13 protein-coding genes are annotated in these 17,891 nt (G+C 42.8%); 6 read left to right on the forward strand and 7 right to left on the reverse strand.

The features are described 5' to 3' along the window. The first annotated feature begins 659 nt into the window (after positions 1–659). The 3 genes from AAHN97_RS19210 to AAHN97_RS19220 all read left to right on the forward strand — a co-directional run bounded on the left by AAHN97_RS19210 (position 660) and on the right by AAHN97_RS19220 (position 2,701). Positions 660–1,634 carry an AraC family transcriptional regulator gene (locus tag AAHN97_RS19210; RefSeq protein ID WP_343303690.1) on the forward strand — a complete coding sequence of 325 codons (975 nt, stop codon included), beginning with the start codon at positions 660–662 and terminating at the stop codon, positions 1,632–1,634. Positions 1,635–1,882: 248 nt separating this feature from the next. Further along, positions 1,883–2,332 carry a MauE/DoxX family redox-associated membrane protein gene (locus AAHN97_RS19215; RefSeq protein ID WP_343303691.1) on the forward strand — a complete coding sequence of 150 codons (450 nt, stop codon included), beginning with the start codon at positions 1,883–1,885 and terminating at the stop codon, positions 2,330–2,332. 99 nt (positions 2,333–2,431) lie between these two features. Then, the gene (locus AAHN97_RS19220; RefSeq protein ID WP_343303693.1) at positions 2,432–2,701 is read left to right on the forward strand and encodes a hypothetical protein; all 270 of its coding nucleotides are present in this window, start codon (positions 2,432–2,434) and stop codon (positions 2,699–2,701) included. A 69-nt stretch (positions 2,702–2,770) separates the two neighbouring features. Here the strand turns inward: AAHN97_RS19220 and AAHN97_RS19225 are convergent, their stop codons facing one another. The 5 genes from AAHN97_RS19225 to AAHN97_RS19245 form a co-directional block, all read right to left on the reverse strand. Further along, complete coding sequence (locus AAHN97_RS19225) at positions 2,771–4,162, reverse strand: RagB/SusD family nutrient uptake outer membrane protein (protein WP_343303694.1); 1,392 nt, start codon at positions 4,160–4,162, stop codon at positions 2,771–2,773. 10 nt (positions 4,163–4,172) lie between these two features. Further along, the gene (locus AAHN97_RS19230) at positions 4,173–7,739 is read right to left on the reverse strand and encodes a SusC/RagA family TonB-linked outer membrane protein (protein WP_343303695.1); all 3,567 of its coding nucleotides are present in this window, start codon (positions 7,737–7,739) and stop codon (positions 4,173–4,175) included. Positions 7,740–7,985: 246 nt separating this feature from the next. Further along, positions 7,986–8,519: a sigma-70 family RNA polymerase sigma factor gene (locus tag AAHN97_RS19235; RefSeq protein ID WP_343303696.1), complete on the reverse strand. Its 534-nt coding sequence runs from the start codon at positions 8,517–8,519 to the stop codon at positions 7,986–7,988. 255 nt (positions 8,520–8,774) lie between these two features. Then, positions 8,775–8,981 (reverse strand): hypothetical protein, encoded by a 207-nt coding sequence (locus tag AAHN97_RS19240; protein ID WP_343303697.1) that lies wholly within the window; start codon positions 8,979–8,981, stop codon positions 8,775–8,777. Positions 8,982–9,029: 48 nt separating this feature from the next. Further along, on the reverse strand, positions 9,030–10,184 hold the full coding sequence (locus AAHN97_RS19245) for a FecR family protein (protein WP_343303698.1): 1,155 nt from the start codon (positions 10,182–10,184) through the stop codon (positions 9,030–9,032). Positions 10,185–10,411: 227 nt separating this feature from the next. On the opposite strand from AAHN97_RS19245, the gene AAHN97_RS19250 reads away from it, so the two are divergent. From AAHN97_RS19250 to AAHN97_RS19260, 3 genes are all read left to right on the forward strand, one after another. Beyond that, on the forward strand, positions 10,412–10,780 hold the full coding sequence (locus AAHN97_RS19250) for a DUF7674 family protein (RefSeq protein WP_343303700.1): 369 nt from the start codon (positions 10,412–10,414) through the stop codon (positions 10,778–10,780). Positions 10,781–10,782: 2 nt separating this feature from the next. Further along, positions 10,783–11,385, forward strand: a complete 603-nt coding sequence (locus tag AAHN97_RS19255) for an N-acetyltransferase (RefSeq protein WP_343303701.1) — start codon at positions 10,783–10,785, stop codon at positions 11,383–11,385. A 62-nt stretch (positions 11,386–11,447) separates the two neighbouring features. Then, on the forward strand, positions 11,448–13,730 hold the full coding sequence (locus AAHN97_RS19260; protein ID WP_343303702.1) for a GH92 family glycosyl hydrolase: 2,283 nt from the start codon (positions 11,448–11,450) through the stop codon (positions 13,728–13,730). Between the two features lie 94 nt (positions 13,731–13,824). Here the strand turns inward: AAHN97_RS19260 and AAHN97_RS19265 are convergent, their stop codons facing one another. After that, complete coding sequence (locus tag AAHN97_RS19265; RefSeq protein WP_343303703.1) at positions 13,825–16,113, reverse strand: GH92 family glycosyl hydrolase; 2,289 nt, start codon at positions 16,111–16,113, stop codon at positions 13,825–13,827. A gap of 125 nt (positions 16,114–16,238) precedes the next feature. Next, a complete protein-coding gene (locus AAHN97_RS19270; RefSeq protein WP_343303704.1) occupies positions 16,239–17,885 on the reverse strand; it encodes a RagB/SusD family nutrient uptake outer membrane protein in 1,647 nt (548 codons plus the stop codon). Between the last annotated feature and the right edge of the window lie 6 nt (positions 17,886–17,891).

Genomic DNA, 17,891 nt, shown 5'->3' on the forward strand with positions numbered 1-17,891 from the left:
AGAGTAGCACCGTTCAAATAGATACTTTACGCGAATATACCATGCAGCAAAATGCAGCGGATAATACCTTACGCGAATAATATAGTTGTTTGGAAAACAAAATGAATCACATACAAAACAATAAAAACGAAACAAAACAATAAAAAGTAATGACCTGGGTTGACCAAAAGTGCATACGCACAGCCCACAAGATAGCGTCTCGATTTGCTAAACGGTTTTCCCACTTTTTAATGTGAAAGTATCATGACACCCAAGCATCCCCCGATAGCAAAATATTAGCCCTTACTGAATAAATACCCTCTTCCATGACACAAAAGGAGCCATTTTTAAACACCCATTTAATGGTTTTCAGATCGGGAGGCATAAAACCATCCAATTCACATGACAGTATCATGACATAATCAAAACACACTGATATTAAGTTTTCAAAAAATATATATTCATTAAACGTCTTTTTAAGTTCATAATGAATTGAATGTTTAAGACTACGGAAACGCACCTACGAGTTGTTGAAAATTCACATGGAAATGGAACAAACCTTACCAGATTTTGTTTCTATATTAGGCTTTTCCATTGTGTTCGAGATAAACATTTATCCCAACTAGCTTAATTATCGCCAACTAGCTTAGTACCTATTATTAAACCTTCAATTTTTCGTAATGTCAATGAAAAACATGCGTAGTGTTTTCCAGGGGGGATGCTTTACAAACGTCAGTAGAGTACCTGGAGAAACGGGACCACTTATTCTGAAAGGATCAGACTCCACCATCAATCAGGGCCAGTTCATTAACATTCGGCCACGGTATTTCTCAGACCAGAATTACACCGTTTGGGTGTATGACATGGAACTGGTTAAAGAAGAGGAACTAACGGTAAAACTGCCAAAGGTATCTGCAGCCATGCTTTACAACCTAAATGGCGGATCTACCCTGAGCATCTGTAAGTCTCACCAGTTGAAACTGAAGGAAAAAAGCTACAGTCCGCTCTCCCTTCAGCCAGGGCAACACACCTTGGTTATGGACCCGGGTTACAGCAAGGTGCTGCTGTTGCTTTTCCATCCGCCTTATGTTTCCCAGGTCACCGACCTGAGGCTGGTTCCGGATGAATATTCAATCCTTTCAAAAGTAGAAGCCAAACTCATTAACCAAACCTGTCAGCAGTTGATTGAGGATGTGCAATGCAACAATTACAGCGGGGAATTATGGCGTTTAAAAAGAGAAGTCCTTATCCTTGACCTCTTCTTTAAATCGCTGGATGAGATAGGCATTCCTTTGCAAAAAGAACAGCCATTCCAGCTGCATCCGGATTATGAGCGAATGGTAAAAGTACAGGTATACATTAAGGAGAATATAGATAAAAAACTTTCTGTTCCAATGCTGGCCCGGAAATTCTCGCTTCCGCCAGCCCAACTGCGAAGAACTTATTTACAGGTGTTTAAACAGCAAATGTGGGAGTATATTCGTACTGAAAGGTTACACCGGGCAACCATATTGTTGTTGGAAACAGAAATGCCGGTACATGAGATTGCCTGGGAAGTAGGATATGAATCCGCTGCGGGATTTACACGGGTATTTACCTTTACCTTTAGGCAATCTCCCACGGACTACCGCAAATCATACAGAAAAGCGAGTTAAAATTTCCTTGCAAAGGATTTTCTCATTGCGGCAACAGAAGCTCAAAAAATGATAGCGATTTTTACGGCAGAAATTTTACATTTGATATGAGAGTGCATTACATGGCCTGTAACTGAAAGAGTATCGCATCATCTACTATTCATCCGCCAAACTCCATCTTTATTTACTTTTTTTCGTTCGAGAAAAGCAGCTTTCCATCCTTTAGTTAATCCATATCTAAATTCCTGTCATCAGAATAATTTATTACTATGTCACGTCGTAAATGGATAATGGAGACCATTCTGCTACTGCTGTTCATTCTATATGTTTACACAGCAGGTAGCAAGCTGATCAATTACAACGCCACTGTATTTCAAATGAATGCTCAGCCATTTGACAACAAGTATACCCCCTTTTTAGTATTGGGTATACCTATTGCTGAGTTCATTGTGGCCGGAATGCTCATTTTCAAAAGAACCCTGCTGAAGGGGCTGTGGGCATCTTTATTTCTGCTTACTTTATTCACGGGTTACATCATTCTGGTTAAGCTCAATTACTATGGAACAATTCCTTGTTCCTGCGGAGGAGTACTAAAAGATCTGACCTGGACGAAACATCTTTTCTTCAATTTATTCTTCATGGGTATTAGCATTGTGGGGATCCTTCTGGAAAAAAGAGGACTACAATCCCGGCAGTTCAATACAATGAGTTTGTCTTAAAACAAAGCACGAAACTATATTTATGACAGGTGAAATGGCCATACCTGGGTCAAATGGCCAATATATACATTAGACCAATTCTATTAAAAATCAACTATTATGAGAAAGCTCAAGCTCGCATCATTAGCATTAGTTATGTTTATCAGCGCAGTAGGCGCCTATGGGAATTACAAGGCGAATAATACTCTTTATTATGTTATGCCAAACACCAGTCCTACACAAACAAGCTATCAGGTAGCATCAGTCCCTCCTTCTGAAGGATGTATCGGCAATGCCGAATTGGTTTGCACTGTTGTTGCTTCATTCGGCTATTCCTCGGGGCAATTCATACCTGCTTCCGAAGCGACCATTTTCACACTTTACAATTAATACCAACAAAAGCCAAAAAGGATTACTTCGGGTTGTCAATCTGAGGTAATCCTTTCCCATTATCAGTCATTATCGTTCATTCTGTTGTATCCCTGTAAAATCGATTTCATTCTGAGGAAATGGATAAACGTAACGTTTATCATTTGGAGGTAGTTCGGCTAAAGTACCATTATATAATCTTTTTAGAACACGTGCAAATCTGGTCTCCTTGTTGAGACGTCTCAAGTCCTGCCATCTGATCTGTCCCGTAAAAGGCAATTCTTTCCTTCTTTCTTCTAGTATTCTAATTAATGCAGAATCGGGATTAGTTGTAACAAAGGGTATATAGGTACCTCTTCTATACCGGTTTTCCAATAATTTATTCAGGTCTTCTAATGCTGAAGTCACGCTATTTAATCTCGCATTGCATTCTGCTCTGATTAAATAGACTTCATTAATTGCAATACCGGCAAAGTTCACATCATTACCAGTATAAGCACCTCTAAACTTAGCCTTCCCCGTAATATCAGTAGCAAATAAATATGCTTTTCGAAGATCATTATCATTGTACGATTGAAACAATAAACTATCTACAAAAGACCTGTTAAATGAGACACTAGGGGCAATTGCTGTATGCTGAAATCCTGTTGCGTAAAACACAATTTCCGGATTCTCCAACTTAAAGTCAGGAAATCTATAGGGTTTAGCAATGGAAATCACATCACTATTAAAATCCAATAATCTATTAGAATATGTTAATGCAGAATCAGAAAAACTCTTAGCGTTTGCATAGTCCCCCATTTGGAGATAGGCCTTGGCCAGCAAAGTAAATGCAGCAGACTTACAAGGCCGGGTTTTATATACAGCTATCACCGGCAATAGCAAGGTCGCATTTTTTAAATCATTAATGATCTGGCTATAAGTCTGCTGAACGGAAGATCGTGGTTCCAGATGGTGCACATCCGATTTTGTCCTAACACAAATACCCAAATCATTAGTTGCTGTATTTACATCGTACTGTTTACAAAACAGCGCTGCCAGCTCATAGAAAATCATCGATCTGAAAAATAATGCCTGCCCCTTCACATTATTATAATCAGCGACTTTTTCAGTCGCTATATCAAGGGCTGCCAACCCTTCAAGAACAATGTTTGCACTGGCAATAATATTATAAGCTGAATTATACTCTGATGAAGCTTCTCCTTCAAAAATATCTTTGTTCCATAAATAACTATTCCTACCTACAGTGTTTATGATTTGCACAGTGCCGTCCAAAAAATAATAATCATCAGCTCCTAATAGACCAATAGAAGGATAACTTGCATTCATTATTGTGCTGTTATCAAGTATCGCCTGAAAATCCTTTAATGTTTCTGGCACATTATCTGATATTTGCCTTTTTTCATCCAACCATTCATTTTGCTTTTTGCAACTACAAAAAACAAGTGCACAAATAAAAAATATTCTTAACACATTTTTCATTTCCTCCAATTTAAAAATTAGCTTGAACACCTATAGAAAAAGTAAAAGGATTAGGTAAGTTATGACTGCCTGGAATATGGTATACATCAGGGTCAATCTTAAACTTATTTGCCCGCCAAATAATGCCCAAATTATTTAGATAAGAATAGACTTGGACCCTTTTGAATGCTGCTCCAAACAGCCTTGAATCACCTAACGTATACCCAATTCTTATATCCTGTAATCTCACATGATCTCCCCTTTCTACCAGTAATTCAGAATATTGATAAAAGTCACTGCGTTGATTATTGCCAGGATAAGTTAGTGATGGAACGTCTGTTTTTAGTTCATCTCCCGGTTGCTTCCAGCTATTCGAATAATCACGATTCATGTAAAAGAGCAAAATACCTTGATAATTCAAATTAACACTTGGCCTTCTAAAATAATATCCCAGTTTATAAGTAATATTAAAAGATAAAGAGAAGTTCTTGTATAATAAATCATTCCTAACAGATCCAAAAACAGTTGGTGTAGCCGAACCATGAAATACCAGGCTATCTGGATTGGAATTTCTTATAATACTATTATAATCCTTGCTGATCTGCCCATTCAGCATTCCTTGAGGATCACCAGTTTTAGGATCTAGCCCTGCCCATTTATAGCTTAGCATGCCTCTCAATGGCTTTCCAACTACATATAATAAATTTCCTGGCTCTTTAGTTATGACAGAATTAGAAGTTGGTTTAAAAGAATATGCGGTAATCCTATCATTTAATACATTGAAAAGTATTGTGGAATTCCATTTTACTCTTCCAGTCATAATACGTCCAGTGATAGATACATCCAATCCTTTGGCCAATATACTTGCTGAGTTTTTGTTAATTGTACCAAATCCAACTTGCGGAGCCAACGTCACCCTCTCCACCAGATCAACCCCATTCTTCCTATAATACTCAACCGTCCCCGAAACCCTCGCTCCCTTCGTACTAAAATCAACCCCAAAATTCATCAGTTTCACCTTCTCCCATCTTAACTGATCATTAGCCGGGTTAAGCGCAATAATGGAAGTAGCCCCGGTCAAAGGATTAGTGAAATTAGTCCCCGTCAGATATGCAGAGCCGTTATAAACATTCCCATTGAAACCATAGGAAGCCCTTAACTTCAGGTAGGGCAACCATTTGATATTATAGAACATCTCCCTGTTCATCTCCCATCCTGCACCTACTGACCAAAGCGGAGTGATCTTCTCATTTGCCTTCACCCCAAACAGGTTAGCGCCATCTTTTCTTCCACTTAATGTAAAGTCGTACCGCTTATTATAACTATATCCGATGTTAGCGTAATAAGAAACATATCTGCTTAAAGTTCCCAGCACTGCTCCGTTCAGCGGTAATAAAGGAGTATTCAAGGTAGAGACACCTACAGGATTAGTAGGGTACAGGATATTCAGGTTCAGATTTCCGTCCGGCATGCCAAATTCATCAAAATGCCCTACCGTATTCCTTTCCGTGCCTGTAGCAGAGATCTCCCTTATTTCAGCACCCACAATACTGGTAATATCATGCTGACCAAAGCTCTGGTTGTAATTCAAACTTGCCCGGAGATTATGGATCCGCCAGTCATAATTGCCTTTGGACAAAATACCGCCTCTGGGGAAATTATACTTGATCGTCTGCGTAGCGGTATCATATACAGAGAACCGGTTGATCAGGTTCCGGGTGAAATACGTCTCCTCGCCTCTGTAATTCCTTGCCTCAATCAATTGTTTTTCATGCTGATATAAAACTTCTGCATTCAGGAAAGATGCGATCTTATATTTAACTGCAGCCCGGAGAACGATACCCTGGATGGTTGTATAATTATTCCCTTGCTTAATTTCGTCCAATGGCCTGTACCGCCAATCCAGGAATCCCAGCCTTGAGACACTGTCAGTATAGTCGGTCCTGTAATCTCTCATAGTAGGTAATGCTTCTCCGTTCCCATCTGCCAGTTTAGCATACGGGTACAACACATCATAAGTAGAGCCTCCGGTTTTAACAGCACCATACCTCAGTTCATTATGCTGCATCACCTTGCTATAACTGTAATTCATAAATGCTGTAACCTCCAGGTTCTTGGCCGGCATGAACATACTGGAAGAAGTGATCGTAGTTCTGTACATCCCATTTCTCACGAGGTTATCTCTGTTCCTGTCGTGGCCCAGTGATAAATAGTAAGTAATATCTTTAGAACCACCCCGCAGGTTAACTGCATATTGCTGGTTGATCGAGCTTTGGTACATATGTTTCAGGAAGTCCTTTCGTACATCATTACCTTTTAACTGATTGATCTGGGCTTCTGCTTCTTCACTGGTCAGTTGTTGTGCTCTTTCTTTCGCGAGGATCTCTACCACAGGAGATAATGGAGGTCTGCCTGTTGTATTATTAATATCTGAATTGAAATATCCCAGGTTAAACAGGTGCCGTTCAACGGAAATGTAATCTGCTGAATTCAGATAGTTCGGATCATAATATAGATCCGGCCGGCTTCCAATGGTGATGTTTGTGTTGAAGTCGATCTTCATCTTCTCATTCAGTCTGCCTTTTTTGGTAGTAAGAACAATTACCCCGTTACCGCTTCTTGCACCCCAGATACTGGCAGATGCCGCATCCTTCAGTACAGTAATGGATTCAATGTCATTTGGATTAATATTCCTGACATCTCCTTCATAAGGGAAATTGTCTAATACAATCAGGGGATTGACATTTACCTGGTTCGGAGATAAAGTACTTAAACCTCTGAGGGAAAGACCAAAAGAGGTGACGGACGGCATTTTTGAAATATTCCCCGGCGTGGAAGTGGTAAAGTTCAACAGACCGCTGGTCACTCCATCCAACCTGTCCAGGATATTTGTACCTACCCTTCTTTGCACCAGCGTGCTGTCCAGTGGTACGAAGGAACCTGTAGAACGTTCCATGGGCAGGCTTTGGTAACCGGTAGATACAATTGTAACACCTTCTATTTGTGTAACGCCTGCGTCGAGGGTGAAGGAAAGTTCGGTTTCATTTTCCAGGAAGAATTGTTTGCTGAGATATCCTACAGAACTGATCACCAGCCAGGTACGTTTTGGAACATTATCAATGGTAAAACGTCCATTTGCTCCCGTGGTAGCACCTTTGTTTGTTCCTTTCACGATGATGGTAGTGCCGGGCAGGGGATTACCATCTGTATCCATGATGATGCCGGAAACTTTAAGTACTTCCTTAGGCTTCACTTCAGCAGATGTTTCTTTCTGATACAGCACGATCTGTGTATTCACCAATACCCAGCTGACGTTCAAACCCTCTGTCACTTTGTTCATCACATCGCGGATGCTTGCATTTCTGAAGTTGACGCGCAACTTTGATTCTTTGTTAATGATGGAATTTTCAAAAGTAACTGTAAGGCCTGTCTGTTTCTGAATGGCTTTGAAGATATTAGCCATGGAAACATTACCGGAATAAGTGAGGGTACGTTCTTCTGAAGCGGAGTTTTGGGCATGCACTGTCAGGGAAATGAACATGCATATGATCATCCATTTGGGGTGTCCACTGATGAAAGGCATAATCTTACCTGACATTGTTAATTCCTTGAATTTTTCATATGTGCTGTTGCCCATTGGAGCAACAGGTTCCTGGATGCAATAAACTGGCAATCAAATTCTATTCCCACAGACATTGGTTCTAGGTATAACAACCTGAATATAAAAAAATTGGTCGACGATATACAATGTAATACCGGAAAAACATTCTCTAATAAACAAAATCCTATGCTGGCGATAGGATTGCTATTGTCTTAAGCCCGGTAAATTCTTCTATCTGTGAGATCACTTTAGATTCCCCAATAATTCCCGCAACGTTTTCAAGGCTATTTTCACATGACTTCTAACGGTTTCCATATTCAATCCCATTTCAAGCCCTACTTCCCGATAAGTCTTTCTGTCCAGATGGGATTTGATAAAGGCCCATCGTCTTTGCTCGGGTAATGTCTGAACTGCTTCGTTGATCCTTTTGCGTATTTCCCACACTTCTGCATAGTTCTTATGCTCAAACTGAGGAGCCGTTTCGGAAAAACGGTCCTTCTTGCGCTGGTTGTTCTGTACAACGCGCTGGCGGCTAAGTGAGTTATTCCTAACCGCACAGTATAAGTAGGATATGTAGGCTGCCGGCTTAACACGGTCAAGGTGACCCTTCTCCCAAAGTATAATAAATGTTTCCTGCACAACATCTTCAGCTTCATATAGATCACGTAGAATACCGTAAGATTCCATGATCAGTGATTCACGAAACTTAAAAAATAGCTTTTGCAGTATTTCCTGGGAACGGCCCGAATCCTTTGGAGTTGTGCGATCTTCCCTCATGGCTCAAGGATATAATATATCAATCATAAAACAAATGGAAGAAAACCAAAACAAAGCCCCTCGTCTGCAGGAGCATGTTTGGGTAAAAACAATTCAAAAATAAAAGATTGTTTTCATTGAAGTTACAGAAAATAGCAAAGAGGGGCTAAACAAAAGATGTTAATCTTCGGTTAACAGGGATTGGGGTGAGGCCATGCAGGTTGCTCCCTTAACAGGGAAGGTAACAACACAAAAAAAGCTTGGGGATTAGGATTACTAACGAATGCGTTCGGAATTTCTGACTATTTCGATATGGTATCCCATGAGAGACAAAAGTTCACTGGCGTCATCTAATTTCTCCATTAATTCTTCACGAACATTTGAGCCATGTTCACCAGCTCTGCGGGCAACTTCCTCCCAGTTGAGATTGTCCTCAAGAAGGATATATTGGATTCGGTTCGTAATGAGATCAAAGTTGTTCATGGTCAATTCAGTATTAATAAGTTACGTGTTACTGGAGATCTTCTGTTGTTATTGTAAATGGAGTATGTTTCCTTCAAATCTGTAATTCACGCCTTTTGCTATTTTCAACACGGCAAGGAGTTCTTCAAGTGGCCGGGATTTATCCAGCTTTACATCAAATTTATATTCTGCAATAGCCGGGTTGTCGTACACCATCTTTACATCATACCAGCGGTCAACCACATCTGCTATCTCCTTCATGTTTGCACCTTCAAAAAAGTACACCCCGTCCATCCATGATAATGCCCTTGATGCTTCAAACCTTTGAACCACAATAGGTTCACCGGTTTTCCAGCTGGCCTCCTGGTTAGGTTGCAACAGCACTTCCTTCCCTCCAGCTACCGCTTTAATACTACCCTCTACAAGTGAAGTGGTTGTTTTACCAGGCTCATATGTATTCACGTTAAAGGATGTACCCAAAACACGGATATCTCCATTAGGTGTATGAACAATAAAAGGTTTCTCTGCATTCTTCGCTACCTCAAAGTAGGCCTCTCCTTTCACTTCCACCTCCCGGGTGTTTCCTGTGAAGGAGAATGGAAAACGCAGGCTGGAAGAGGAATTGAGGGTTACAACCGTACCATCCCCCAGCAGGATCTTGTAATCCTTTTTAGCAGGTACTTCAAGGGAATTCCATAAACTGCCTCCCCCCGGCCGCTGCTGATAACGCAATGTTTTATTCTCACTCATCAACTGCACATCTCCGATCAACCTGGAACTATTTGATTCCGGTCCGGTTAAAGCTACCTCCTCTCCGGAGTATAATTTCAACCTGATATCATATGATTTCTCCGCTTTTTCGGTGGCGGCTGAATAGTTAATAAATTGTTGTTGGGGTTTAACCCAAAGGAACCAGGTGCCTAATCCGATCACTAATAAAACAGTAGCCGCGGCTACCAGGTTACGAACGGTCAGGTACCTCACCGGCTCGTCCTCCCGCTCCATAATAACCTCCATCAATTCATTCCACCGGGTACTGGTAGGCCTCTCCCTTAAAAGCTCCCTCATTTCCGGAGAGGCATACAATTCATCCAGATCCCGGCACATTTGCCGGATCCCGGGGTCTTCCATAGCCGCCTCCAACTCCAGCTTTTCCTGTTCGGAAAGCCTATCCATAAGTTGTTGCAGGTATAATTGCCTGATATGGTTGTGATCTGGTTCCATAAATGATATTAAGCGATGTCAATAATAAGATGAATTTTTAAGGGGGACAGGGTGTATCCCATCTGAAAAATAATTCAATTTCTGCAGTAACCATGCAAAAACGGAAGGGTAACTACGTGTATCCCAAACACTTCTTTTAAGCATCCTCAGCCAGGGGCCTGCATTCACAACATTTTTCCACAGGATGGAACAGCATTTGGCCCATGAAGGGCACTAATTTCTAAACAATGATCAATCAATTTGAAGTACCCGCACTCATTGAAGACACGCTTCCGGAATTACGCAGGCCACTGCACCAATTCCCGGCTATCTTCCATATTTACCAGACTGTTGATTGCCTGAATAGCTACCTTATCCGCCAGTTACGGAATAAAAACTACCCCCTCCTCGAAAAATGCCTCCGCCTGGCCGGCCGGCTTTATGAAAGAGGGAACCCTATCGTCCAAAAAGCAGTTACCCAGATCATCGTGCCGGAACTTTCCAAAGAACCGGTACCGGATAACATCAGCCGTATCAGGTTATATTCCCTGATCCCGGCATCTCTCTATAATTTATACATGCAACATCACCTGAACATACAAACGAAAAATAAATAATAATGGACGCATCTGCAAAATCGGACGAGGTCGTCGTCCGGGAAGAAACAATCATACCTGGTAACATTACCTCCGAGGATATTATCATACGCCCTGCTACTGCTGCAGACATACCCTATGCAGAAGAAATAGCTGCAGAAATGGAATCTTCTGCCAAAGTGCGTGGTACCGGTATCGCTAAACGCAGCCCTTCCAGTATCGCTGAAAAGATCCGGCAGGGGAAAGCCGTGATTGCATTAACGGTCTCCGGTATCTGGGCCGGCTTCTCTTACCTCGATACCTGGGAACAGGATAAATTCATATCCAACAGCGGACTGATCGTAGCCCCTGCCTTCAGGATCCGGGGTATTGCTGCTACCATTAAACAAAAGATCTTCCAGTTATCCCGCGTATTATACCCAACCGCTAAAATATTCAGCATCACCACCGGCCGCGCTGTCATGAAACTCAATACAAGACTGGGTTTTGAACCCGTTACTTATGCGGACATTACACATGACCCTGCATTCTGGGAAGGATGCAAAAGCTGCGTTAACTATCCCATCCTCTGCGCTAAAGGCAAACAAAACTGTTTGTGCACAGCTTTGTTGTTTGAACCATCGTAAATCACTACCTATCTACGCTAAAACGATTTATCTTTGGTAGCATAAAAATCAATTCCTAGCGCATGAGAAGATTTTCCCTCGCCCTCCTATTTTTGTGGCCTGCCCTGCTTTTTGCACAAAACCCGGTGAAATACGTAAAACCCATCATCGGAACAGAAAAGATGGGCCATACATATCCCGGCGCTACTGTGCCTTTCGGGATGGTACAGCTAAGTCCGGAAACAGATACGCTTCCATATGAAATGAATGGAAAGTACAATCCTGATGTATACAAATACTGCGCAGGATACCAGTACACTGATAAAACAATCGTGGGTTTCAGCCACACCCATTTTAGCGGAACAGGCCACTCTGATCTGGGAGACTTCCTGATCATGCCTACTGTAGGCCCTCTTCAGCTAAACCCCGGCACGGCTGATAAACCTGAAAGCGGTTACCGCTCCCGCTTCTCTCATGAAAATGAAACGGTGGAAGCAGCTTATTATAAGGTGAAACTGGATGAAGGTAACATCCTGGCTGAACTGACTGCCAGCAACCGCGTAGGTTTTCACCAGTATACTTTCCCGCAATCAGACCAGGCACATATCATCCTGGACCTGATGGCCGGCATCTATAACTATGGTAATAAGAATGTATGGACTTTCGTTCGGGTGGAAAATGATTCCCTCATTACCGGGTATCGCCAAACCAGCGGATGGGCCAGAACACGTACGGTTTATTTTGCCATGACCTTCTCCAAACCGTTTAAAAAGTATGGTCACCAGAATAATGTGAATGATGTGTACAAAGGCTTCTACCGCAAGTTCGACCAAACCACCAATTTCCCTGAAATGGCCGGCCGCCAGATCAGGGCATGGTTTGATTTCAATACCCAACCGGGCGAAAAGATCAAGATCAAATTTGCATTATCTCCCGTAAGCACCGAAGGTGCATTGCTCAACCTGCGTACTGAAATTCCGGGATGGGATTTTGATGCCGTAAAACAACAGGGCCAGGAATTATGGAATAAGGAATTGTCCAAAGTAGCGATCAAAACAACTGCTGAAGACGATATGATCAATTTCTACACCGCCCTCTATCATACTTATCTGAGCCCTACCACCTATATGGATGTGGATGGCGGATATCGTGGCCTGGACCAGTTAAATCATAAAGCAGAAGGTTTTACAAATTATACCACTTTCAGCCTTTGGGATACCTACCGTGCATTACACCCGCTGTTCAATATCCTGCAACCACAACGGAATGCTGACATGGTACGCTCCATGCTGGAACATTATAACCAAAGCGTACATAAAATGCTGCCTGTATGGAGCCACTATGCCAATGAAAACTGGTGTATGATCGGCTATCACAGTGTTTCTGTGATCGCAGATGCTATCATGAAAGGGAATATCAAGGGGTACGATGCCAATAAAGCCCTGGAAGCATGTGCCAATACTGCACGTTATAAGAAATATGACGGGCTGGAATATTATATGCAAATGGGTTATGTGCCGGAAGACAAGAACAGTTCCTCTGTTTCCAAAACACTGGAATATGCGTATGACGACTGGTGTATTGCACAGGTAGCTAAAAAACTGGGCAGAACGGACCTGTATGATGAATTCATTAAACGCTCCCTCAACTACCGCAATGTATTTGATGCCAGCACAGGTTTTATGCGCCCTAAAATGAGCGATGGTAAATTCAGGAAAGAATTTGATGTACTCAGCACACACGGCCAGGGTTATATTGAAGGAAATGCCTGGAACTACAGTCTCTACGTTCCCCAATATCCTGCGGAAATGATTGAGATGATGGGTGGTAAGAAACAATTTACCGGCCACCTGGATTCCCTGTTCACCATGCACCTGCCGGATGAATTCTTTGCAGAAACAGAAGACATCACCCGCGAAGGCATTATCGGAAACTATGTACATGGTAATGAACCTGCACACCATGCAGCTTATTTGTATAACTGGACGGATGCCCCCTGGAAAACCCAGGAACGCGTGCGGATGATCCTGCCAAAGATGTATAAACCTTCTTCTGATGGATTGGGTGGTAATGATGATTGTGGGCAAATGAGCGCCTGGTATATCTTCAGCTCATTGGGTTTTTACCCGGTTTGCCCAGGCTCTGTGGAATATGCATTAGGCAGCCCTTCTGTACAATCCGCTACCCTGCAACTGGAAAATGGAAAAATCTTCCAGGTGGAAGCAGTGAACCAAAGTGCCGCAAATGTATATGTACGTAAAGTGGAACTGAACGGCCAGCCATTTAACAAACGCTTCATTACCCACGATGATATCATGAATGGCGGAAAGATCGTTTTCTATATGGACCGTAAGCCAAAGAAATAAGCAAAAAAAACATCCCGAAGAATCGGGATGTAATGTCTACAGTGAACAATGAAATAGCAATTGCTACTATTCCAGGATTTTATAATCAACCAATTTATTTCTTAGAAACAGAGTAAGAGTAAGGGAATGCATCTTCTTTTGTACCCCTTATTCTTTCTGGTGCTGACCCCATTGTCAGACGCATGTTGCCACCTTTCTGAATATCCTCATGTGCAATCCAGTTCTTTGTAAGTGGCTTCCCATTCAGTAAAATGCTTTGCGTGTAAATATTGGTAGCACTATTACCTGCCGCATCGATCACAAACTTCTTTCCATTCTCCAGGGTAAGTGTCAGTTTCGGGAACAGTGGTGCTCCTAAAACATACTGGTCTGTACCAGGGCAAACCGGGTAAAAGCCCATAGCAGAGAACACATACCATGCAGAGGTCTGGCCATTATCTTCGTCACCGCAATATCCATCAGGCCCGTCATGATATAATTTATTCATTACCTGGCGTACCCAGTACTGTGCTTTCCATGGCTGGCCGGCATAGTTGTATAAATAGATCATGTGCTGAATAGGCTGGTTACCGTGTGCATATTGGCCCATGTTACCGATCTGCATTTCGCGGATCTCATGGATCACACTGCCGTAATAGCTTTCATCATAAACAGGAGGCATGGTGAAAACAGAGTCCAGCATTTTGGCAAACATCTCCCGTCCGCCCATCAAAGTAGCAAGGCCTTGTACATCATGGAATACGGACCATGTGTAATGCCAGCTGTTACCTTCGGTAAATGCATCTCCCCATTTGAAAGGATTGAAAGGAGCCTGGAATTTTCCGTCCTTGTTCTTTCCTCTCATCAGTTTTGTTTCAGGATCAAGCAGATTACGGTAGTTCTGGCTGCGCTTGGCAAACCTGTCTATCTCTGCCTGCGGCCGTTTCAGCGCAATCGCCAGTTTGTAGATGGTGAAGTCGTCATATGCATACTCCAATGTACGGGCAGCATTTTCATTGATATCCACATCGTAGGGAATGTAACCCAGCTCGTTATAATACTTCACACCTTTACGGCCTACGGAAGTGAGCGGACCTTCATTCTCTGTATTTTTCAGAATAGCTTCATATAAAGTATTGATATCAAAACCACGCACACCCTTTAAATAAGCATCTGCAATCAGGGAGGCAGAGTTGGAACCGATCATACAATCTCTATGACCGGGACTTGCCCACTCAGGCAACCAGCCGCTTTCTTTGTAAGTGTTGGCCAATCCTTCCATGATATGGCTGTTCAGCTCAGGATACATCATGTTGAAGAAAGGGAAAACGGCACGGAAAGTATCCCAGAAACCATTATCCGTAAACATGTACCCGGGCAGCACTTTTCCGTTATACGGACTGTAGTGCATGATCTTGTTCTGTGCATCAAATTCATAGAACTTGCGCGGGAACAGCAATACACGGTATAGGCAGGAATAGAAGGTTCTTGTTTGATCAACAGAACCACCTTCCGGCTGAATACGGCTTAACTCTTTGTTCCAGCTGTCTTTAGCTTTCTGGCGGGTAACATCAAAGCCATCTTTCCCCAATTCCCTTTGCAGGTTCAGTTCAGCCTGTTCAAAGCTGATAAAGGAAGAGGCTACTTTCAGGTTCACTTTTTCACCTTTGCCGGTTTTGAATCCAACAACAGCGCCAACGTGACCAGCTTTATATTCAAGCGTATCTTTCACCAGCTGGTTACCATTAAAGGTTTTTGATACAGTGAAAGGTTTCTCAAAATAGATAACGAAATAGTTCTTGAAATTTTCAGGTACACCGCCACTGTTACGGGTGGTATAACCGATGATCTTGTTCTCAGCAGGGATCACCTTAATATAAGATCCCCTGTCAAAAGCATCTACTACTACAAAAGCACTATCCGTACGGGGGTAGGTGAAGCGGAATTGCGCGGCTCTTTCTGTAGGGGTGATCTCTGTGGTTACATCAGCATCCGCCAGGTATACACTATAGTAATAAGGTTTTGCGATCTCAGCTTTATGGGAGTACCAGCTGGCACGGTCGTCCTGGGTGAATTTTAATTTCCCGGTTACGGGCATAATGGCGAACTGGCCATAATCGTTGATCCAGGGAGAGGGCTGATGTGTTTGTTTGAACCCGCGGATCTTATCTGCGGTATACTGATATGCCCAACCGTTTCCGATGGTATTGGTCTGGGGCATCCAGAAGTTCATACCCCAGGGCACGGCAATAGCGGGATAGGTGTTCCCGTTGGATAAACTTCCTTTAGAATCTGTACCCATTAGCGGATTTACCCATTCTACCGGATCTGTTACTTTGGAAACCGTCTGTGCATTCACCTGAATTCCCGCACATAAGGCTAATATCAACCCTGTTCTTTTCATAATATACGCTGAGATTTTATTAGCAAAATCGATTTAGTAAAAAGAAAGGGGCCGGCCCAGGAATGGGCCAGCCGTTAGATGCTACTCTTTATTGTTTGTATGATAAGCACTATAGAATAAACATTTTAGTCGACATAACCCGGGTTCTGTTTCAGGCTGGGATTAGCTGTAATCTGCCTGCGGGGAATAGGGAATATCTTCCATTTGTTATTGTTCGAAGCAGTGTGATCCCACCAGGAATTGGTTGTAAATTTACCAAAACGGATCATATCACTTCTGCGTTTCCCTTCAAAGATAAACTCGCGGCCTCTTTCTGCCAAAAATTCATCCATAGTTAATGTTGCAACGGTATAAGCTGCTGCCGGCCAGTCTTCCACTCTGAAAGCACGTTTCCGCACTTCGTTCACCAGGTCAACCGCAGTCTGGGTGGGCACATTATTGTTTTTACGTGTTAAAGCCTCTGCTTTATTGTAATAGATCTCCGCCAGGCGGTATAACACAAAATCGTTATTCCAGTAATTCACATCCAATTGAGTACCAGGCAGATACTTCGCAAAACGCGCTCCACTGTTCTCTTCTCCCCTTGTCATGCCACCCGGCCCTGTTTCTCCTTCTGAATTACGGCGGATCTCTTTCACAAAAATAAGCGGCTTATTGTTATATTCTTCCGTTCCCCTTAAAACCGTATCCCCGGGGTCCGTTGCACTTCTCATTGCCGGATGTTTGTATTGCAGACCTATTAGCATCCAGTTGCTTTTACGCAGGTCCTTGTCTTCAAAGGCATCAAATGCTGTTGGAATAACCACGATACCGTTGTTGCCCCCGAAAGTGGCATTGTAGGCAAAACGCTGGTTATAGTGCCATAAGTCACCACTCCATCCAAACCTGGCATTCCCTACCGTATAATCATAAGCAATCTGGAAAAGGTTTTCCGGGGAAGTATGGTTGGCATTACCGAAAGGCTTCATGATATCTGTTTCCAGCTTGGGAACAGTTCCAAAAAGGGAACCACCTTCGCCATTGATGATCTTGTCGCAATAAGTAATGCATTCATCCCATTTCGGCGTTCCCGCCCATTCCTGCGCATTTAGGTATAGTTCAGCCAACATCGCATATCCACCAGCTTTTGAGATCCTCCCTACCATGGCCGGTGCGAGCGGCTGTAGCAGTTCCACATTGTCTTTCAACTCTTTCTCAATAAAGGCCCAGACTTCTGCCCGGGGCTTATTGGGAGGATTCAAAGGTTCTCCAACGGTTGTAATAATAGGAATATTTCCGTAAAGATCTATGAGTTTTAAATAATGCCAGGCACGGAGCACTTTGGTTTCCGCAATGATAGAGGCTTTGTCCGCTTCCGTCATTCCTATTTTGGTGAAATCAACCTTTTCAAGATCGGAAATGGTGTTGTTACAAAAGCCCATACCCCAGAATATCAGCCTCCAGGGGTTCCAGGCATTTGGATCATCTACCGTCCAGGTATGCTGGTGCAAACGGATCCAGTCCCCTCCATCATAACCATGCCTTCCTTTCTGTGGCCAGGCCAGCTGATCTCCGGCCAGTTCATTTACACGCCAGTAACCTACCTGCCCTGTGGGAGCAGCCCATGCATTAGCATGTGTAAAAGGACGTAACACCGCGGCCATTACTTCCTGCCGGTTGTTGTAAAATTTTTCAGCATTCACCTGGCTGTATACATTCTCATCCAGGTTGGTACATGCATTCATACCTGTCAGCATAGCCGCCAGGCCCAATAATATATGTTTCTTTTGCATTGTTTT

Origin of the sequence: Chitinophaga niabensis (assembly GCF_039545795.1) — a bacterium.
GTDB lineage: Bacteria > Bacteroidota > Bacteroidia > Chitinophagales > Chitinophagaceae > Chitinophaga > Chitinophaga niabensis_B.